Below are 20,455 nucleotides of genomic sequence, written 5' to 3'. Positions count from 1 at the left end.
CGTGGGTGACTTCAACAATCCGGAAGCCGATCTCGACCGTTTTCGGTTTCGCATCGGCTTTGCGGCGGTTGCCGTCCTGCTCGCCTTTGGCCTGTTGATCGGCCGCTTCGTCTGGCTGCAGGTCATCCAGCACGATTTTTACCGGACCCGCGCCGAAGATAACCGTATCGCACTGATTCCCATCGTCCCCAACCGTGGCGTCATCACCGACCGCAACGGGGTCGTGCTGGCCCACAACTACTCGGCCTTCACACTGGAAATTACCCCGTCGCAGGCTGGCGATCTCGAGGCAACCATTGATGCACTCTCCGAAGTCATCGACATTCAGCCGAAGGACCGCAAGCGCTTCAAGCGCCTGCTCGACGAAGCCAAGAACTTCGAATCGATCCCCATTCGTACCCGCCTGACCGATGGTGAAGTCGCCAAGTTTGCCTCGCATCGCTATCGTTTCCCCGGCATCGAGGTCAAGGCCCGTCTGTTCCGGCAATATCCGCTGGCCAGCATCGCCTCGCACGCCATTGGTTATATCGGGCGAATCACCGAACGCGACCTGAAATGGATCGAGGAATCTGAACGGCAGGCCAATTACAAGGGTACCGATCACGTCGGCAAAACGGGCCTTGAGCAGCATTACGAATTCGAGCTGCACGGCGAAACCGGCTACGAGGAAGTCGAGATCGATGCCGGCGGCCGGGCCTTACGCAGCCTGAAGCGGATTCCGCCGGTTTCCGGCAACAACCTGGCGCTGACGCTGGATGCCAAGCTGCAGGAAATCACCGAACAGGCCTTCGGCGACCGCAAAGGTTCGCTGGTCGCCATCGATCCTTCCACCGGCGGCATCCTCGCCCTGGTCTCCACCCCGACTTACGACCCCAACCTGTTCGTCGATGGCATCACGCCAGACAACTGGAAGGAACTGAACGAGCATCCGAGCAAGCCGATGGTCAATCGCGCCATCAACGGTGCCTATCCGCCGGGCTCAACCTTCAAGCCCTTCATGGCACTGGCCGCACTGGAGATGGGTAAGCGCACGCCGAATCAGGCGATCAGCGACCCCGGTTATTTCAACTTTGGCAACCACCAGTTCCGTGACGACAAGAAGGGCGGCCACGGTAGCGTGGACATGTACAAGTCGATCGTGCACTCCTGCGACACCTATTACTACATGCTGGCCAACGACATGGGGATCGACAACATCGCCAAGTTCATGGGCTCCCTGGGCCTCGGCCAGCGCACCGGGATCGATCTCGGCAAGGATGATTCCGGCGAATCGAAGGGGGTGCTGCCTTCACAGGAGTGGAAAAAACAGCGCTTCAAGAAACCGGAACAGCAGAAATGGTATGCCGGTGAAACGATCTCGATCGGTATCGGTCAGGGCTACAACGCCTACACGCCGATCCAGCTGGCCCAGGCAACGGCCACCCTGGCCAACAATGGGGTGATGTTCCGGCCACATCTGGTGCATTACATCATAGACACCAAGACGGGCGAAAAACGCCAGGTCGAACCGAAGCCGATTCGTGATCTGAACCTCAAGCAGCAGAACGTCGATGTCATCCGACGGGCGATGGTCGGTGTAAACAAGGAAGGTACCGGCACCCGCGCCTTCGCCGGCGCCCCCTACGAAGCCGCCGGCAAGACTGGTACGGCCCAGGTTTACTCGCTGAAGGGGGCCCAGTACAAGGAAGGCTCCGTCAAGAAAGAACTGCGCGACCACGCCCTGTTCATCGCCTACGCCCCGGCCGACAAACCGAAAATCGCCCTCGCCGTGCTGGTCGAAAACGGTGGCTTCGGCGCCCAGTCAGCCGCACCGATCGCCCGCATGGTCATCGACTACTACCTGCTCGGCAAGCTACCGGGCGGCGCGGCGAAGGAAGACCCGGCCGCCGTCGAGGAGGACCCCGAAGAATGATCGATATCGTTGGCACCCTCCGCCGCAGTTGGCAGCAGTTGATTGCCCATATCGACTTTCCGCTGTTTTTCATCACGCTGGCGATCATGGGTGTCGGCCTGGCCACGGTCAATTCCGCAACCTGGGACAGCAACCACCGGATGCTCTCCCAGGCAGGCAATATGGGCATTGCCATGATCGTCATGTGGTTCGTGTCGCGCCTGCCGCCACAGAAACTGATGAACTTTGCCATTCCGCTCTATGTCATCGCTTTGATCCTGCTGGTCTGCGTCTTTCTGTTCGGGATCAAGGTCAATGGGGCGAAGCGCTGGCTTTCGCTCGGTTTCACGCGGATTCAACCTTCCGAAATCATGAAGATTGCCATGCCGCTGATGCTCGCCTGGTATTTCCAGAAATACGAAGCCGTGCTGAAGATGAAGCATTACCTGATTGCCTGCGCTCTATTGATCATCCCGTTCGCGCTGATCGCCAAGCAGCCCGACCTGGGTACGGCACTACTGGTCGGCGCCGTCGGCTTTTATGTCATCTTTTTCGCCGGCCTGCCGTGGAAGGTGATCATCGGACTGGTCGCCGCGGGAGCCTCGGCCGCCCCGTTCCTGTGGAACATGCTGCACGACTACCAGCAAAAGCGCATCCTCACGCTGATCGACCCGACTACTGATCCGCTCGGCTCGGGTTACCACATCATCCAGTCAATCATCGCCATCGGCTCCGGTGGCGCCTTTGGCAAGGGCTACCTGAACGGAACGCAGACTCACCTCGAATTCATCCCGGAAAAGCATACCGACTTCATCTTCGCCGTCTATTCCGAAGAATGGGGTTTGCTCGGCAATGCACTGCTCGTCTTTCTGTACACCTTGCTGATCGGGCGCGGCCTGATGATTGCCTCGGCCGCCCCAACGCTGTTTTCCCGTCTCCTCGCCGGGGCGATTACCCTTGGCTTTTTCACCTACGCCTTCATCAACATGGGCATGGTCAGCGGCATTCTGCCCGTCGTCGGCGTCCCGCTGCCCTTCATGAGCTATGGCGGCACAGCGCTGGTCACGCTATTTCTCGGCATCGGCATGCTGATGTCGATCCATACCCACCGGATGCTGGTCAAGAAATGATTCGCCTGATCGCCCCCCTGAGTCTGGCCTTGCTGCTTGCCGCCTGCGGTGGCCCCGGTCCGGTACGCGAGACAACGGTTGAGGGGCAAAAAGGGCCAGTTTCAAAAACACCGACGCCGACCAGGAAACCAACAGCCGTCCTCAAGCGAGGCGGTGGTTTCTACAAGGATGACGGCCCGGCCGACGACATCCCGGATGGCCTCGATGACATTCCCGATGCCGAACCGAAGTGGGAGCCGCTGCACAAACCCGCCACCAAGCCCTACGCCGTGCTGGGCAAGGAATATGTGCCGAATACCGCGGTCAAGGCCTACAGGGCACGTGGCATCGCCAGCTGGTACGGCAAGAAGTTCCATGGCCAGAAAACCTCGATCGGCGAGCCTTACGACATGTTCGCCATGACCGCCGCCCACACCACGCTGGCCCTGCCCTCCTACGCTCGCGTCACCAGCGTGCAGAGCGGCAAGTCGGTGATCGTCCGCATCACCGATCGCGGCCCTTTCCATGCCGACCGTGTGATCGATCTTTCCTACACCGCTGCCTACAAGCTTGGCTTGATCAATGGTGGTAGCGGCCAGGTCGAGGTCGAGGCAATCATTCCAGGCGAACTCGCCGGCACCGCCTACGCCCAGACCACGCCGCCACCCCGCGTCGCCGGCCCCGCGAACGGGGACGATATCGAACAACTGGCCAAGCGCATGGCGCTTGAAGAGCGACCGGTGCAAACCGCGGCGATGGCCGGCATGAGTGGCGACGAAAGCATTCAGAAGGGAATTTACCTGCAGCTGGGCGCCTTTTCGAATGCCGAAAATGCCGAAAACCTGAAGAATCACCTGCTGCGCGAGCTCGACTGGCTGAGCGAAACGATGCGGGTCAATCCAAGTGGCGGCATTCACCGCCTGCATCTCGGCCCCTATGCGAATCGCGGCGATGCCGACCGGGTCGCCGAGAAAATCCGCGCTGCGCTGGGCTACCGTCCGACGATCATCACCCGCTAGGCAGCGAGGTCAGAGATTGACCCTGGCAACGACGACGTTGCCTCGCCCCTGATAGTCGAGCGCCGAGAAACTCATCATCTTCGCCATCGCGATGCCTCGGCCATTCGGATCAAACGCGCGGTCCGGATCGAAACTCAGGAACTTGTTCCACTCGAAACCATCGCCCTGATCAGTAATGGTGAAGACGACACCATCGGCATCACGCTCGACTCTGACCGTGGCAAATCGATCGGTGAATTGCGGCAGCGCAAGGCGACGCCTGATTTCTGCCTCCCAGTCGCCCTCCCACTTGAGCAGCGACTTTTCCTGATAAGTCACGCCCAGATTACCGTGCTCGACCGCATTGACCATCAGATCTGACAAACCGGGCGCAGCGACATCCGGCACCGGGCACATGCCGGCCAAGACAGGAACCAGACTGGTGACATCCTCCAGCGTCACAAAACGGTACTCGACGCTCCGGATCAGCTTTTGCGCCTCTTCCAGACGAGCCGCACGGCTGCGCAACTGTTTGCGTGCCCGCCGATCTTCCATCGCAGCCCGCACGATGGAAATCAGCGCTTCCGGTTCGTAAGGCTTGGTCAGGTAGTAGTAAGCTCCCGCTTCCAGACCCTCCCGAACCTGATCGGGAGAAGAAGCCGCCGTCTGCATGATGACCGGAATATCGACAAAGCGCGCCTCCCGCTTCATGCGGCGGAGCAACTCCATCCCGTCCAGCTCAGGCATCATTCGATCGAGAACCACCAGTGAAAAATCACTGTCCGGTGCAATCAGGCTATCCCAAGCCTCAAGCGGATTGCTGTGCATCTCCAGCTCGATATCTTCCTGCTCGAGAAACTCCTCGATGATGAACAGGTTCAATTGTTCATCATCAACAACGAGGACGCGTTCCTTATTCATTACTCAGCCTTTCTCAATGGCCTGACACATGACTGGCGGGGTGCTTTGGACGAAAGAGCGGGAAAACATGCCCCTCCCCTGGCCGATTATTGACCACAATCATACCGTAACGAAGGCCAATCTTGCCTCGCACAAGCCACGCCTTTGACCAGGATCAATGGCGTTTCTGCAGCGCTGGCTATACTCCGGCGCTTGATATTCAGGACGCCTCCCATGAGCTCCTTGCCCGATCTCGTCTGTCCGGCCGGCAGCCTGCCGGCACTCAAGGCCGCCGTCGACAACGGTGCCGATACCGTCTATCTCGGCTACAAAAACGATACCAACGCCCGCAATTTCGCCGGCCTGAACTTCGACGCCAAGACCATGGCCGAAGGCATACGCTACGCTCACGCCAAGGGTCGCGAAGTGCTGATGGCGATCAACACTTTCCCGCAGGCCGGCCGGGTTGCCGACTGGCACAAGGCCGTCGACGGTGCCGTCGATCAGGGGGTGGATGCGATCATCCTGGCCGACATCGGCCTGCTTGATTACGCCCGCAACAAGCATCCACAGCAGCGTCTGCACCTCTCGGTCCAGGGCTCGGCGACCAGCTACGAGGCGATCAATTTCTGCCAGCGTGAATTCGGCGTTCGCCGCGCCGTCTTGCCGCGTGTGTTGACGCTGGCCCAGGTTGAACATGTGATCAAGAACACCTCGGTCGAAATCGAGGTCTTCGGCTTCGGCAGCCTGTGTGTAATGAACGAAGGACGCTGCTGGCTCTCGTCCTACGCCTGTGGCGAATCGCCCAATACAGTGGGGGCCTGTTCGCCGGCCAAGTACGTCAAATGGGACAAGAAGCCGGGCACCATGGAAACACGCCTCAACGGCGTCCTGATCGACCGTTTCGGCGATGATGAACCGGCGGGTTACCCGACGCTGTGCAAGGGGCGTTTCGAAGTACAGGGCGAAACCTATTACGCCCTGGAAGAACCAACCAGCCTGAATGTGCTGGAAATCCTGCCGGAAATCATCAAGATCGGCGTCAAGGCCATCAAGGTGGAAGGCCGCCAGCGTAGCCCGGCCTACGTCACGCAAGTCACTCGCACACTGCGCGCCGCGCTCGATTCGCTCCGTGATGGCAGCGAACGCTTCCATGTGAAACCGGCCTGGCAAGCCGAGCTGGCCAAGGTTTCCGAAGGCAGCCAGGCAACGCTCGGCGCCTACAGCCGGCCATGGCGCTAAAGGACAACGCAACATGAAACTTTCGCTTGGCCCCCTACTCTATTTCTGGCCCAAAGCCGAGGTCATGGAGTTCTACGCCGAAATGGCCCAGAACCCGGCCATCGACATCATCTACGTTGGCGAAGTGGTCTGCTCGCGCCGCCAGCAACTGCGCACGACCGACTGGATCGGCCTGGCCCGCGACCTGACCGATGCCGGCAAACAGGTCGTCGTCTCGGCGCAGGCCCTGCTCGAATCGGAAAGCGACCTCAAGGCCCTGCGCCGGCTGATCGACGAAGCTGGCTGCATGCTCGAAGCCAACGATCTTGGAGCCGTCAACCTCGTGCACGGCCAGGATTTCGTGGCCGGCCCGCATCTGAACATCTACAACGAGGCGACGCTGGCTTCTTTCGCTCGCTTCGGCCTGAAGCGCTGGGTGCCGCCACTCGAAGGCTCACGCAGCATGATCGAGGCCCTGCACGCGAGCAGGCCAGCTGGCATCGAGACTGAAGTCTTCGCCTTCGGCAAGATTCCGCTCGCCTTTTCCGCCCGCTGCTTCACCGCTCGCCATTACGATCTGAACAAGGATGACTGCCAGTTCAAGTGCCTGGATCACGCCGAAGGTTTGACCCTGAAAACCCGCGAGGGACAGGACTTCCTGACCATCAACGGCATCCAGACCATGTCGGCACAGAGCTACAATCTGCTGCACGAGATGCCGGAAATGCTCAAGATGGGTATCGACATCGTGCGCATCAGCCCGCAGAAGCAGTACATCAACGAAATCATCGCTGCCTTCGATGCGGCCCGACGGGGCGAGACGCTGCCGGTCGACAGTCGGGAATGGAGCACCAGCGGCCTGGTGGATGGCTACTGGTTTGGCGATGCCGGTATCGTCCAGCGCCATACGCAAGCACTTGCCCAGTTGGGTGCATGACACACGGAGCATGAACATGAACGGCAATTTCACCATTCCCAAATTCAAGCTGCCTGATTTCGTCGCCAGTCTCGGCCAGAAACTGCCGCAATGGCCACATGCCCTGGCCTTGGTCGCCGGCTTGAATGCGGCACTGAAAATGAAGTTGCTGCCGGAAAGCGAACTTGCCCTGCTGGAAGACAAGCTGTTCCGCGTTCGTGTCCTCGATACCGGTGGAGAAGCTTGCTACACCTACCTTAACGGCCTGTTCCGGCCGGTTTTCCGCCCGGAGCGCGAACCTGATCTGGCCTTTGCTGCCAATCTGTCGGCCTACCTGCAGTTGCTGGCCCGCCAGGAAGACCCGGATACGCTGTTCTTCAACCGCGAACTGGAAATCACCGGCGATACCGAACTCGGCCTGATCGTCAAGAACATGCTCGACGCCGTGGAGTGGCCGAAGTTTTCCGCCAAGCTGCCGCTATTTCGCCATTAATTGCTATTGGCCGGACAGTCGATGACCAGCATCGACATGTCGTCATGAGCGCTGCAGCCCTTCAAATGGTGCTGCAACGCCTGCTGTAGCGCATCGGTTAACTCGACGCCAGGGGCACGGTGCTCGACGACATGTATCAGTTGCTCATCGCCAAAGGCAACGTCATCGGCGTTGCAGGCCTCGACAATGCCATCCGAGATCAACAGCAGCTGGCGAGCGTCAACCCAGTTAAAGTGTTCAATACCCTGAACACCCTCACTGGTCTTCACAATACCCAAGGGTAGATTGCTCGAAGCGATGCGTCGCTCCAGCCGGCCGGCGCTGTCGAACATCAGCACATCCGGCACCCCGCCTACCCAGATCTCCCCCTCTTTGGCCGCCTCATCCAGCGTCACAAAGGCGGCGGCGACAAAACGCCCGAGCGGCAAGGAATTGGCCAGCAGGAAATTGATCGACTCGATCACAGTGCTCAGCGGCGATGACAGTTCGACCAGACGATAAAATTCCTGCACCATCGGCAAGACGCTGACCGCAGCCGAAAGGCCATGCCCGGTCGCATCGGCCAGGATGGCATAGAGACGGCCAGACGGCGAGCGTGCGGCGAGCACCATGTCACCCGAGAAATTACTGGCCGGAATGACCGAATACTTGACTCCCGCCTGTTGCATCAGGTCGCTGCGAATCTGGTGGTCAAGAATGCGCCGTGCCAGTTCCGTCTCGCGCTCCTGCTCATCGAAATGTGCCTTCAGGATGCTGGCCTGCTCCTGCACCTTGGTCTGGGCAATATGCCTTTCCGTGGTATCGCGCAGGGTCTCGACCACGGCAATCAGCTTGCCGGACTCGTCAAACACCGGGCCCGCATCGATCGCCAGATAAAGATGCTGGCGACGACGTGGCATCCAGCACCAGTTCTCGGCGTGGACGCCGAATGACGGGTCGCTCGGATCGTCGGACACGGTATACAGATCGGAAATCTGCTCAAGGCTGGAAGTAGCGACCAGATCAGCCAGACACGGCCTGGGCTCTTCATAGAAAGCCCGCCAGTGGTTGCGGGTGCCAACCACCTCTGCAGCCGGTATATCGGTCAGGCGCTCACAGGCCCGGTTCCAGATCAGCACATTCTGATCGGCATCGAGCACGAAGGTCGGAACCACCAAGTGTTCCATCAGCGTAATCGCAAATGAAATCTGGTTTTCGCTACGCGAAAGCGCCTTGCTGATCTGGGAAACCAATTCTTCAGACATCAAACCCTCCCCGCCTGGCGCCAATGGCCGATTATTTCGGGAAGAGCATACCCCATGCTGTCCAATCGCGATTCCTGCAGTGCAGCAAAGCTTTTTCTGCACTCACGCGGACCGTTCAGACAATCGGCACAAACTGCTTACAAGCTACCTATCGGTACGATGCTGAGCACTTCTTCCAACTCGATCGGTGTCGCCAAGCCCTGCAATTCGCTGATGCTGCGAGGCCCGAGAAAGACCGCCACCCCGGGCAGCAAATCGCCGCTGGGCGATACCAGATAATCATGAATCGCCGGAAACTCGTGACCAACGGCAGCCAGAACCTCACCGACCGTATCGCCACTGGCAGTAATCTCATCGTGCCCACCGGAAAAACCACGGAGCGCCAACGGAATATGAACGGAAACAACGGGAGAGTCGAACATGGCAGATCTCCTTTCTGTCTGTGTTTGTAAGACAGAAGGAATCCGGCATGGTTCAGGATGCGGGGCAACAGAAATCAGCCGACCCGGTGCATCCATCATTCCCGTTGAAAAAGCAGTAAATTCATTCGCCAATAAAAAGGGAGGCCGCAGCCTCCCTTTTTGCTTCAGACGAAATCGCCTTTAGGCTTTTTTCTGGGTATCCAGACGGAACTTGACGTAGCTGCCCGGTGCATCTTCGATCACCGCCAGCTTGCCATCTTCCGGCTTGCGGGCCTTGACCTTGGCAGAACCACCCGGCAGGCTGGTGACCCACTGATTCCAGTGCGTCCACCACGAACCAGCGTTCTGGGTGGCGCCAGCCAGGAAGTCTTCCGGGCTTTCCGGCAGGTTGCCGTCGGTGGCGTCGTTGGTCCAGAAACCGTACTTGTTGGCGGCCGGCGGATTGACGATACCGGCGATGTGGCCGGAGCCACCGAGCACGAACTTGGTGTTGCCGGACGGCAGGCGGGCACCCATGTAGGTGCTCTTCCACGGGGCGATGTGGTCTTCGATCGTCGAGATGAAGTAGCACGGGGTCTTGACCTTGCTGATGTCGATCTTGACGCCGCCCAACTCGATTCCGCCCGGTTCCTTGAGCAGGTTGCCGAGGTACATGTTGCGCAGGTAGAAGCTGTGCATCGCGGCCGGCATGCGGGTGGAGTCGGAGTTCCAGTAGAGCAGGTCGAACGGGAACGGATCCTTGCCCATCAGGTAGTTATTGACCACGAAGGACCAGATCAGGTCGTTGGCGCGCAGCATGTTGAAGGTGCCGGCCATTTCCGAACCTTCGAGGAAGCCGCGCTCGGCCATCTTCTTTTCCAGACCGGCGACGGCGCCTTCATCGAGGAAGATGCCCAGTTCGCCCGGCTCGGAGAAATCAAGCATGGTGGTGAAGAAGGTGGCGGAGTTGGCGCGCTTGTCCTTCTTGGCCGCCATGTAGGCCAGCGTGGTCATGGTCAGCGTGCCGCCCAGGCAGTAGCCGGCCAGATTGACGCTGTCTTCGCCGGTGTGGGCGCAGACCTGGTTGATGGCTTCGATGGAGCCTTCGAGCAGGTAGTTTTCGAAGGACTTCTTGGCCAGCTTTTCGTCCGGGTTGATCCAGGACATGATGAAGGTGGTGTGACCCTGATCGGTCGCCCACTTGACCATGGAATTCTTCTCGCGCAGGTCGAGGATGTAGTACTTGTTGATCCACGGTGGAACGATCAGGAAGGGCTTCTTGTTCTGGTCCGGGGTCGTCGGGTTGTACTGGATCAGCTGGAACAGTTCGTTCTGGAAGATTACCTTGCCCGGCGTCGTGGCAACGTTCTTGCCCATTTCGAAGGCCGAGGTGTCGGTCATGCGGATGCGCAACTGGCCGTCGCCGGATTCGACGTCGTGCAGCAGGTTGTTCAGGCCCTTGATCAGGTTCTGGCCGTGGCTCTTGACGGTTTCACGGAAGACTTCCGGGTTGGTCAGGGCAAAGTTGGAGGGCGACAGCGCATCGATGTACTGACGGGTGAAGAAGTTGACCTTCTGCTGGGTTGCTTCATCCAGGCCTTCGGTACCGGCTACGGTGTCATGCAGGTGGCGGGCGGTGATCAGGTAGGACTGCTTGACGAAGTCAAACAGGAAATGCTGCTCCCAGTCTTCGTCCTTGAAGCGATTGTCACCCTTTTTCGGGGCAGCGACGGGGCCAGAACCAGGCACACCCATCATCTTCATCATGGAGCCTTGCCACAGCGAGAAGTAATCCCACATCATGTTCATCTGGGTCTGGGCCAGCTTGTACGGATTGGCCATCAGACGGGCGGAAAGGTCCATGAAGGCCTTGGCAACGCCCAACTCGTCGGCCGGCGCATCAACGCCGTCCTTCGCCTTCTTTTCCATGAACTGGGTAATCAGCCGGGAGGCGCGCTGGGCGACTTCGGCATAGGTCTTGGCAATTTCGGCCGGGTTCGGCAGATTCATGCTCTGGTCTTCGGTTTGCTGCGACATCTTCAAACTCCCTCTGTCAGTGCGCGGCGGGTCATTACCGCAACCGCGAATAGCGAATTACCCCATCGGCGTCCATGCTACGCGACAACCGACCAGCTTGTTCAAGGTAGTTCAGATGGGCGATCGCTTCGCCCATCGCGAACATGGTTTGGTGTGTATCGAGTGCCCGATTGAACAGGACATCCAGCAACTCGGCTGCGCTCTGTGGCGCTTGTTCACAGCTATTTTCCAGTGCCTGCAGGCGCTCCTCATGGTGCGCATGCAGTGCCTGAACCCTCTCTTGCACCCCGGTGAAGGGCAACCCGTGCGAAGGCAACACCAAAGTTTCTGCCGGAATATCTCTCGCCATTTCATCGAGCGAATCCAGATACCAACGCAAAGCGTCAGCTTCCGGGGTCGCCGCAAAAACGCTGACGTTAGTCGAAATTCTTGGCAATAGCATGTCGCCCGAAATTAACACGCCGAGTTCGACACAGTAAAGTGCCAAATGTTCGGGGGCGTGACCATGACCGATCAGAATTTGCCATTTTTTGCCGTCAATGGTCGTGATATCTCCGGCCATCAAGCGATGGTAGTACTCCGGCAAGGCAGGCACAGCCCGCCGATAGCCCGAACCGCGCTTCTCGAATTTGGCCAGATGGTCGGCATCCAGGCCATGCTGACGAAATTGTTCGACCATGAAGCGTGCCCCGTGACCGCCAACCTCATGCCAGACGACATGGGCTGTCAGAAACTCACCGGTGGTCATCGCCAGCGGTGCGCCGGTCTTTTCCATCAGCCAGGTTGCGAGGCCGAGATGATCGGGATGGAAATGGGTCACGATCAGGCGCGTCACCGGCCCGTCGAGCCGATCGAGAATCTGGGTCCACATTGCCCGAACAGCATCGTCGGGAAAGCCGGTGTCGATGATCGTCCAGTCAGCGCCATCACGCAGCAACCAGAGATTGATGTGATCCAGCTGGAACGGCAACGGCATGCGCAGCCAGTAAACACCGGGCGCGACCTCGGTCAGCTCGCCAGCTGCGGGCGGATGGGCATGGGGAAAATGCAGGGACATGGGGAAACCCGAAAACAGGGGCGTTCAACTTACCATACGGTAGCGGATTGAAAAAAGCCCCCGCTTCTGATTTACTCTGCCGCACCATCAGGAGACAAAATGAGCCAGACGGCCGCCCCTTCCACACCGACCTTCGCCATTTCCGACCTGGCTCGGGAATTCGGCATCACCCCACGCACCATCCGCTTCTGGGAAGACCAGGGCATCCTGTCGCCGGAACGTGAAGGCAGCAAGCGCATCTTCAACCGCCGCGACCGGGCGCGCCTGAAGATGGCCCTGCGCGGCAAGCGCCTCGGCCTGTCGCTGGCCGAGATCAAGGATCTGATCGGCATGTACGAGTCGACCGAGGACGAAACGCCCCAATTGCTCGAATGCCTGCGCGTCATGGAGAAGCGCCGTGCCGCACTGGAACAGCAACGCGAAGACATTGAGGCGATGCTGGCCGAAATCTCGCAATTCGAGCAGCAATGCGAACAGGAGTTGACCCGCCGCAACGCCAAGAAATAAATATTTCCCAATCAGTTGACGTTAACGTTAACGTAAATACAATCACGACCTATGACCAAAATCTTCGACCCCCACTTTGCCGAGCGCGTCAGCGCCAGTTTTGCCCGCCAGAACGCCATGGAATTGATCCAGGCAACGATGCCGGTCATCGAACATGGTCGAACGGAAATCCATCTGCCGCACTGGACGGGCGTCGAGCAGCAGCATGGTTTCGTCCATGGCGGCGTTGTCGGCATGATCGCCGACTCGGCGGCCGGCTATGCGGCAATGACCGTCGTGCCGGAAACTGCCTCAGTGCTGACTGTCGAATTCAAGATGAACCTGGTCGCCCCGGCCGACGGCGAAAAGCTGATCGCCCGAGGCAAGGTGGTACGCCCGGGCAAGACGTTGATCATCACCCAGGCTGAAGTTTTTGCCGTGAAAGACGGCCGGGAAACGCTTTGCGCTCTGATGCAGCAGACCATCATGGTCATGCATGGGAAGGGCGAGAAATAGGATCGAGTTGCCCAAGAGACTTGAGCTGTTAGTAAAACTGCTCTCACTCCAGTCCCTAGGCAACTAATAACTAACAACAAGACGGAGACAAATCACATGAACATTCCCAGCCTCGACTTCGGCCTCGGCGAAGACATTAATCTGCTGCGCGATGCGGTGAAGGCCTTTGCCGATGCCGAAATCGCGCCGCGCGCGGCAGAAATCGACCGGGTTAACGAATTCCCGGCCGATCTCTGGAAGAAATTCGGCGACATGGGCCTGCTCGGCATGACCGCCGGCGAAGAATACGGCGGCACCAACATGGGCTACCTCGCCCACATCGTCGCGCTGGAGGAAATCTCGCGCGCTTCGGCCTCGGTCGGTCTGTCCTACGGCGCCCACTCGAATCTGTGCGTCAACCAGATCCGCCGCAACGGCACCGAAGCCCAGCGCCAGAAATACCTGCCCAAGCTGATTTCCGGCGACCACGTCGGCGCACTGGCCATGTCCGAACCGAATGCCGGCTCCGATGTTGTCTCCATGAAGCTGAAGGCCGAGAAAAAGGGCGACCGTTATGTCCTGAACGGTTCCAAGATGTGGATTACCAACGGTGGCGACGCCGACACGCTGGTGGTTTATGCCAAAACTGACCTCAATGCCGGCGCCAAGGGCATGACCGCCTTCATCGTCGAAAAAGGCATGAAAGGTTTCACCCACGGCACCCATCTCGACAAGCTGGGCATGCGCGGCTCGAACACTTTCCCGCTGTTCTTCGACGACTGCGAAGTGCCGGAGGAAAACGTGCTGGGCGGCGTCGGCAACGGAACCAAAGTATTGATGTCCGGTCTTGATTACGAGCGGGCCGTACTCTGCGGTGGCCCGCTCGGCATCATGGCGGCCTGCATGGACGTCGTCGTTCCCTTCCTGCACGAACGCAAGCAGTTCGGCCAGGCGATCGGCGAATTCCAGCTGATGCAGGGCAAGGTCGCCGACCTCTATTCGACCTGGCAGGCCACCCGCGCTTACGTCTATGCCGTCGGCCGGGCCTGTGATGCAACGGACCATTCACGCACGCTACGCAAGGATGCGGCCGGCGCCATTCTCTACTCGGCTGAAAAGGCGACGTGGATGGCCGGCGAGGCGATCCAGACGCTTGGCGGCGTCGGCTATACCAACGAGTATCCGACCGGCCGTTTGTGGCGCGATGCCAAGCTCTACGAGATCGGGGCAGGCACCTCCGAAATCCGTAGAATGCTGATTGGTCGCGAACTTTTCGCCGAAACCGCATAACACGCTCCTGCCGGCGCTCCGGACAGGGGCGCCGCAACATGGAGCTAAACAGCATGACCGTTACCCTACGCACCCTCACCGCCAACGACACCGAAGCCCTCGAGCAGGTTCGCCAGTACTTCCGCAACTATGCGGCCTGGCTGGGCGTCGATTTGTCGTACCAGAATTTCGACCAGGAAATGGCTTCCCTGCCCGGCAACTATGTCGCGCCGCAGGGCCGGCTGTTCTTTGCCGAAGTCGATGGCCACCCGGCCGGCTGTGTCGGCGTTCGCCCGCTGCCGGACAGCGATGGCGTCTGCGAAATGAAACGCCTCTATGTCGATCCGGCTGAACGTGGTCACGGTATCGGCGCCGCGCTGGCGCTGGCCGCGATCAAGGCAGCCAAGGAAATCGGCTATCGCAAGTTGATGATCGACACCCTGCCCAACATGCGCATGGCCGTGAAGCTGTACCGCGAGCTGGGCTTTACCGAAGCGCCGAACTATTACCAGACGCCGGTCGAAGGCACGATGTTCCTCGCCCTCGATCTCGACAACTGGTCGGAAGAGGAAATTCGCAGCGAAAACCTCTCCCACCTGTTCGACTTCAACCGCGCCTGGGCCAGCCAGATGCAGGCCGTCGACCCGTCCTATTTCGACAAGCTGTCCCACCTGCAGACCCCGGAATTCCTGTGGATCGGCTGCTCCGACTCACGCGTGCCGGCCAACCAGATCGTCGGTCTGCTGCCGGGCGAAGTCTTCGTCCATCGCAACGTCGCCAACGTCGTCGTGCACACCGATCTGAACTGCCTGTCGGTCATCCAGTACGCCGTCGATGTGCTGAAAGTGAAGCACATCATGGTCGTCGGCCACTACGGTTGCGGCGGTGTGCTCGCCGCGCTCAACCGGGCCCGGGTCGGCGTCGTCGATCTCTGGCTGCGCCATGTCCATGACGTGCATAACAAGCACCTGGCCAACGTCGACAACCTGCCCGAAGCCCAGCGCCACGACCGCCTGTGCGAACTGAACGTCCTTGAACAGGTGACCAACGTCTGCCACAACCCAGTCGTCCAGGATGCCTGGGCGCGCGGCCAGCAACTGACCGTCCATGGCTGGATCTACGGCCTGAAGGACGGCCTGATCCACGACCTCGGCATCACCGTCGATTGCCCACAAGATTTACCCACCCGTTACGACGCCGCACTGAAAGCGTTGGACGCATGAAAACCTGCCCCCCGTCATTCCCGCGCAGGCGGGAATCCATCCCAAACAAGCCGCTGGATCCCCGCCTACGCAGGGATGACAAAGGCGGCGTGTCGTTTTGAACAACTCAGGAGAAATCAGCATGAATGACCCGATCGTTATCGTTTCCGCCGCCCGTACCGCCATGGGTGCCTTTCAGGGCGGCTTCGCCGGCCTGACCGCCGCCAATCTCGGCGCCGTGGCCATCAAGGCCGCCGTCGAGCGCACTGGCATCGACGCCAACCTGATCGAAGAAGTGCTGATGGGCTGCGTGCTGCAAGCCGGCCAGGGCCAGGCACCGGCTCGCCAGGCCGCATTGCAGGCCGGCCTGCCCCTCTCTGCCGGTTGCGCCACCATCCACAAGGTGTGCGGCTCGGCCATGAAGGCCACCATGCTCGGCCACGACGGCATTCTGGCCGGTTCCTACGGCGCCGCCGTGGTCGGCGGCATGGAGTCAATGACCAACGCCCCCTACCTGCTGCCCAAAGCCCGCGGTGGTTATCGCCTTGGTCACGGTCAGATGATGGACCACATGTTCCTCGACGGCCTGGAAGATTCCTACAGCAAGGAAACCCGCGGCCGCCTGATGGGTACCTTTGCCGAAGAGTGTGCGACCACTTACGGTTTCACCCGCGAAGCGCAGGATGAATTCGCCGTCCGCTCGACCAGCCGCGCCATCGAAGCCAGCAACAACGGCAGCTTCGCCTGGGAAATCGCCCCGACCACCGTCGCCGGCCGCAAGGGCGACGTCGTCATCGACAAGGACGAAGGCCCGTTCGCCGTCAATGTCGAAAAAATCCCGACCCTGAAGCCGGCTTTCAAGAAGGACGGCACCGTCACCGCCGCCAACTCCTCGTCGATTTCCGATGGCGCTGCCGCGATGGTGCTGATGCGTGAATCGCAAGCCGCCAAGCTCGGCCTGCAGCCGATTGCCCGCATCGTCGGCCATACCACCCATGCCGGTACGCCCGCCCTGTTCCCGTCCGCTCCGGTTGGTGCCATGCAGAAGCTGTTTGCCAAGACTGGCTGGACGGCTGAGTCGGTCGATCTGTACGAGATCAACGAAGCCTTCGCCGTCGTCACCATGGCCTCGCTGCACGACCTCAAGCTCGATCCGGCCAAGGTGAACATCCACGGCGGCGCCTGTGCGCTGGGCCACCCGATCGGCGCCTCTGGTGCCCGCATCGTCGTCACACTGCTCGGCGCGCTGAAGAAGTACGGCAAGAAGCGCGGCGTCGCCTCGCTGTGCATCGGTGGCGGCGAAGCAACTGCCCTCGCGGTGGAAATGCTGTAATTGCCTTCGGCCCGTTCGCTCGTCTACGTCAAGCTGATCGCAGCCATGGCCATGTGGGGAGGCACCTGGGTTGCCGGGCGGATCATCGCCCAGGAGCTGAGTGCGCCGCTCGCCGTGGCTTCGCTGCGTTTCGTGCTGTCCGGCCTGGCCGTTGGTGGCTTCATGCTGCTCTCCGCAGGCCGCATCCCGGTGCCGCAGACTGGCGGCGACTGGGGGCTGATCTGGGCCTTGGGCTTTTTCGGCATCTTCCTCTACGGGCTGTGCTTCTTCTTCGGCCTGCAACGCATTCCGGCTGGCCGAGGGGCGCTGGTCGTCGCACTCAACCCGGTGGTCATCGTCATCACTGCCTGGCTGATCGGCAAGGAGCACATGACACCCAGAAAGGCCATTGGCAGTCTGATCGCCTTTGCCGGCTGTCTGACGGTGATCGGCAACGGCGATCCGCTGGCGCTCTTCCAGGGCTCCGTCGGCCTCGGCGAGTGGCTGATCATCGGCTGCGTACTGTCGTGGACGGCCTACACCTTCATCGGCTGGCAGGCCACCCATCGTTTCTCGCCGCTGGCGACGACGCTCTACGCCAGTCTGAGCGGCGCCGTGCTGCTTGGCCTCGCCGCGCTGGTTCAGGGTGATATCGACCCGGCGTCCTGGTCGTGGCGCGTCTGGGCCGGCATGGGCTTCCTCGCCATTTTCGGTACCGCCATCGCCTACACCTGGTTTACCGACGCCGTGCATCGACTCGGCGCTGGCCATGCCTCCATATTCATCAATCTGGTGCCGGTTTTCGCCGTGCTGCAAGCTGCCCTGCTGCTTGACGAACGCCTCGGGCTGGCCGTACTGGCCGGTGGCGCGCTGGTCATTACCGGCGTCTGGCTCACCAGTTATCAAAAGGGAAAAACAACATGATTCTGACGCAAGAACAGGAAATGATCCGCGACTCGATGCGCGCCTTCGCGCAGGAGCGCCTCGCCCCCTTCGCCGCCGAATGGGACAAGCACCACACCTTCCCGGCCGAAGCCCTGAAGGAACTCGGCGAACTGGGTGCCATGGGCATGTGCGTACCGGAAGAATGGGACGGTGCCGGCATGGACTACATGTCGCTGGTCCTGACGCTGGAAGAAATCGCCGCCGGCGATGGCGCCACCTCGACCATTGTCTCGGTGCAGAACTCGCTGGCCTGCGGCATCACGCAGAAATACGGCACCGACCAGCAAAAGGAAGAATGGCTCAAGCCTTTGGCCCGTGGCGAAAAATGGGGCTGCTTCTGCCTGACCGAGCCGCATACCGGCTCCGACGCCGCCGCGATCACCACCCGCGCCGACCGCGACGGTGACAGCTTCGTGCTCAACGGCGTCAAGCAGTTCATCACCACCGGCAAGCACGCCCACATGGCCATCGTCTTCGCCGTGACCGACAAGGCGGCCGGCAAGAAGGGCATCTCCTGCTTCCTGATCCCGACCGCGACGCCGGGCTTCATCGTCGGCCGCACCGAGGACAAGATGGGCCAGCACGCATCCGACACCGTGCAGATCATTCTTGAAAATTGCCGCGTCCCGGCCAGCGCCCTGCTTGGCAAGGAAGGCGAAGGCTACAAGATCGCCCTGTCCAACCTCGAAGCCGGCCGCATCGGCATCGCCGCCCAGAGCATCGGCATGGCCCGCGCCGCCTTCGAGGCAGCCGTGCGCTACGCCAAGGAGCGCGTCACCTTCGGGCAGCCGATCATCGAACATCAGGCCGTCAATTTCCGCCTGGCCGACATGAACACGCTGCTTGACGCCGCCCGCCTGATGGTCTGGCGCGCCGCCCAGCTCAAGGACGCCGGCAAGCCCTGCCTGAAGGAAGCCTCGATGGCCAAGATGTTCGCCTCCGAAGCCGCCGAGAAGATCGCCTCGGACGCCATCCAGATCCACGGGGGCGTCGGCTACACCAGCGACTTCCCGGTCGAGCGCATTTACCGTGACGTGCGTATTTCGCAGATTTACGAAGGCGCCAACGACATTCAACGCCTAGTGATCGGCCGCAGCATCGCCAACGAGTAAGCCCCAACCTGGCGACCATAGAAACTACAGCTGGCCCCAGGGTCGACCGGAACACCCAAGAAATTCCGGCGACCGCTGCCAACTGAGCAGGAGACAAGACATGACCGATAACGACAAGGCCCCCATCGATTTCTGGTTCGACTTTTCCAGCCCCTACGGCTACCTGATGAGCGAGAAGATCGACGCGCTCGCCGCCCAGTACGGCCGCAAGGTGCGCTGGCATCCGATCCTGCTCGGCATCATTTTCCAGGCCACCGGCTCACGACCGCCGGCCGATGGTGTGACCAGCAAGGGGAAGTACATGTTCCATGACTTCTACCGCTCGGCGCGGTACATGGGCATTCCTTACACCCCGCCCAGCCGCTTCCCGCTGCCGACGCAGAACGCCGCCCGCGCCTACTACTGGCTGCACGGCCAGGATTGCGCGCTGGCCCGGGCTTTTGCCCATGCCGTCTATCGCGGCTTCTTCGTCGATGACCGCGATATTTCGTCGCCCGACACCGTGCTCGACATTGCCGAAAAACTGGGCGTCGATCGCACTACGCTGGCCGCCGCGCTGCAAAGCCCGGAAATCAAGGCCAGACTCAACGACGAATGCGAGCAAGCGCTGGCCGCCGGCGTCTTCGGCTCACCGCACGTCGTCATCGACGGCGAAGCCTTCTTTGGCGCTGACCGTCTGCCGCAGATTGAGCACTGGCTTGAAATCGGAGGCTTCTGAGGACTTCATGAAACGAATCTGCGTCTTCTGCGGCTCGAACGCTGGCCACAACCCGCTCTACCGTGCCGAGGCCGAAAGGCTCGGCCGACTGCTGGCCGCCCGCGGCATCGAACTGGTCTATGGCGCCGGCAACATCGGCCTGATGGGCGCTGTCGCCGATGCCTGCCTGGAGGCGGGCGGCACGGTCATCGGTGTCATCCCGGAGGCGTTGATGGGCAAGGAAGTCGCCGGTCGCGCCGTCGATCACCGCGCGCTGACGCGGATCGAAGTGGTCGATTCGATGCACACCCGCAAGGCCCGGATGGCCGAACTGTCCGATGGCTTCATCGCCCTGCCCGGCGGCTTTGGCACCTTCGAGGAATTCTGCGAAATCCTGACCTGGGGGCAGCTTGGCTTCCACGTCAAACCAATGGGCCTGCTCAACGTCAATGGCTTCTACGACCCGCTGCTTGGTCTGTTCGACCATGCGGTACAGGAAGGCTTCCTGCGCGCCCAGAACCGGGCGATGGCGCTCGCCGACACCGATATTGAAAACCTGCTTGACGCGATGGCCGCCTACCGGCCTGAGCCAGTCAGCAAATGGCTGAAAGAGGAAAAGCAGCTGTGAGGATCAAGCCGTCGTTCCCGTGCAAACGGGAACCCAGAGACG

Annotated in this window: 20 protein-coding genes; 15 read left to right on the top strand and 5 right to left on the bottom strand. The window is 60.5% G+C overall.

The features are described 5' to 3' along the window. Nucleotide 1 precedes the first annotated feature (1 nt). The 3 genes from mrdA to KI617_RS00605 are packed head-to-tail and all read left to right on the top strand — an operon-like array spanning nt 2 to nt 4,019. A complete protein-coding gene (gene mrdA / locus KI617_RS00615; RefSeq protein ID WP_226449682.1) occupies nt 2–1,912 on the top strand; it encodes a penicillin-binding protein 2 in 1,911 nt (636 codons plus the stop codon). Continuing rightward, nucleotides 1,909–3,021, top strand: a complete 1,113-nt coding sequence (gene rodA / locus KI617_RS00610) for a rod shape-determining protein RodA (protein WP_226449680.1) — start codon at nt 1,909–1,911, stop codon at nt 3,019–3,021. Before mrdA ends, rodA begins: the two co-directional genes overlap by 4 nt. Next, on the top strand, nt 3,018–4,019 hold the full coding sequence (locus tag KI617_RS00605; RefSeq protein WP_226449678.1) for a septal ring lytic transglycosylase RlpA family protein: 1,002 nt from the start codon (nt 3,018–3,020) through the stop codon (nt 4,017–4,019). Before rodA ends, KI617_RS00605 begins: the two co-directional genes overlap by 4 nt. A 9-nt stretch (nt 4,020–4,028) precedes the next feature. Here the strand turns inward: KI617_RS00605 and KI617_RS00600 are convergent, their stop codons facing one another. Then, entirely contained in the window at nt 4,029–4,919 is an 891-nt protein-coding gene (locus KI617_RS00600) for a response regulator (protein WP_226449676.1), read from the bottom strand. Between the two features lie 213 nt (nt 4,920–5,132). Between KI617_RS00600 and ubiU the strand changes: the two genes are divergently transcribed. Genes ubiU through ubiT form a run of 3 tightly spaced genes read left to right on the top strand, consistent with a single transcriptional unit; the run spans nt 5,133 to nt 7,528 of the window. Next, a complete protein-coding gene (ubiU, locus tag KI617_RS00595; protein WP_226449674.1) occupies nt 5,133–6,140 on the top strand; it encodes a ubiquinone anaerobic biosynthesis protein UbiU in 1,008 nt (335 codons plus the stop codon). A gap of 13 nt (nt 6,141–6,153) precedes the next feature. Beyond that, nucleotides 6,154–7,056, top strand: coding sequence for a U32 family peptidase (locus KI617_RS00590; RefSeq protein WP_226449673.1), 903 nt, complete (start codon nt 6,154–6,156; stop codon nt 7,054–7,056). 16 nt (nt 7,057–7,072) lie between these two features. Next, nucleotides 7,073–7,528: a ubiquinone anaerobic biosynthesis accessory factor UbiT gene (ubiT, locus tag KI617_RS00585; RefSeq protein WP_226449671.1), complete on the top strand. Its 456-nt coding sequence runs from the start codon at nt 7,073–7,075 to the stop codon at nt 7,526–7,528. Here ubiT and KI617_RS00580 read toward each other — a convergent pair. From KI617_RS00580 to KI617_RS00565, 4 genes are all read right to left on the bottom strand, one after another. Beyond that, a complete protein-coding gene (locus KI617_RS00580) occupies nt 7,525–8,772 on the bottom strand; it encodes a SpoIIE family protein phosphatase (protein ID WP_226449669.1) in 1,248 nt (415 codons plus the stop codon). The two genes, ubiT and KI617_RS00580, sit on opposite strands and share 4 nt — an antisense overlap. 137 nt (nt 8,773–8,909) lie before the next feature. After that, entirely contained in the window at nt 8,910–9,194 is a 285-nt protein-coding gene (locus tag KI617_RS00575; RefSeq protein WP_226449667.1) for a ubiquitin family protein, read from the bottom strand. Nucleotides 9,195–9,374: 180 nt separating this feature from the next. Next, on the bottom strand, nt 9,375–11,210 hold the full coding sequence (locus KI617_RS00570) for a PHA/PHB synthase family protein (RefSeq protein WP_226449665.1): 1,836 nt from the start codon (nt 11,208–11,210) through the stop codon (nt 9,375–9,377). Between the two features lie 34 nt (nt 11,211–11,244). Next, the gene (locus KI617_RS00565) at nt 11,245–12,267 is read right to left on the bottom strand and encodes an MBL fold metallo-hydrolase (protein WP_226449663.1); all 1,023 of its coding nucleotides are present in this window, start codon (nt 12,265–12,267) and stop codon (nt 11,245–11,247) included. Between the two features lie 99 nt (nt 12,268–12,366). On the opposite strand from KI617_RS00565, the gene KI617_RS00560 reads away from it, so the two are divergent. The 9 genes from KI617_RS00560 to KI617_RS00520 all read left to right on the top strand — a co-directional run bounded on the left by KI617_RS00560 (nt 12,367) and on the right by KI617_RS00520 (nt 20,413). Then, a complete protein-coding gene (locus KI617_RS00560) occupies nt 12,367–12,774 on the top strand; it encodes a MerR family transcriptional regulator (protein WP_226449661.1) in 408 nt (135 codons plus the stop codon). A 51-nt stretch (nt 12,775–12,825) separates the two neighbouring features. Next, nucleotides 12,826–13,269: a PaaI family thioesterase gene (locus tag KI617_RS00555; RefSeq protein WP_226449660.1), complete on the top strand. Its 444-nt coding sequence runs from the start codon at nt 12,826–12,828 to the stop codon at nt 13,267–13,269. A 96-nt stretch (nt 13,270–13,365) separates the two neighbouring features. Then, complete coding sequence (locus KI617_RS00550; protein WP_226449658.1) at nt 13,366–14,538, top strand: isovaleryl-CoA dehydrogenase; 1,173 nt, start codon at nt 13,366–13,368, stop codon at nt 14,536–14,538. A 53-nt stretch (nt 14,539–14,591) separates the two neighbouring features. After that, a complete protein-coding gene (gene can, locus KI617_RS00545; RefSeq protein ID WP_226449656.1) occupies nt 14,592–15,740 on the top strand; it encodes a carbonate dehydratase in 1,149 nt (382 codons plus the stop codon). Nucleotides 15,741–15,861: 121 nt separating this feature from the next. After that, nucleotides 15,862–17,052, top strand: a complete 1,191-nt coding sequence (locus KI617_RS00540; RefSeq protein ID WP_226449654.1) for an acetyl-CoA C-acyltransferase — start codon at nt 15,862–15,864, stop codon at nt 17,050–17,052. Then, the gene (locus KI617_RS00535; protein ID WP_226449652.1) at nt 17,053–17,955 is read left to right on the top strand and encodes a DMT family transporter; all 903 of its coding nucleotides are present in this window, start codon (nt 17,053–17,055) and stop codon (nt 17,953–17,955) included. It begins immediately after the preceding gene. Continuing rightward, nucleotides 17,952–19,088, top strand: a complete 1,137-nt coding sequence (locus tag KI617_RS00530) for an acyl-CoA dehydrogenase (RefSeq protein ID WP_226449650.1) — start codon at nt 17,952–17,954, stop codon at nt 19,086–19,088. The genes KI617_RS00535 and KI617_RS00530 overlap by 4 nt, the downstream gene beginning before the upstream one ends. Nucleotides 19,089–19,188: 100 nt before the next feature. Continuing rightward, nucleotides 19,189–19,806: a 2-hydroxychromene-2-carboxylate isomerase gene (locus KI617_RS00525; protein WP_226449649.1), complete on the top strand. Its 618-nt coding sequence runs from the start codon at nt 19,189–19,191 to the stop codon at nt 19,804–19,806. Between the two features lie 7 nt (nt 19,807–19,813). Continuing rightward, nucleotides 19,814–20,413 (top strand): LOG family protein, encoded by a 600-nt coding sequence (locus tag KI617_RS00520; protein ID WP_226449647.1) that lies wholly within the window; start codon nt 19,814–19,816, stop codon nt 20,411–20,413. Nucleotides 20,414–20,455 lie beyond the last annotated feature (42 nt).

Source organism: Ferribacterium limneticum (assembly GCF_020510625.1).
GTDB lineage: Bacteria > Pseudomonadota > Gammaproteobacteria > Burkholderiales > Rhodocyclaceae > Azonexus > Azonexus limneticus_A.
This window is presented reverse-complemented; position numbering and strand designations above follow the sequence as displayed.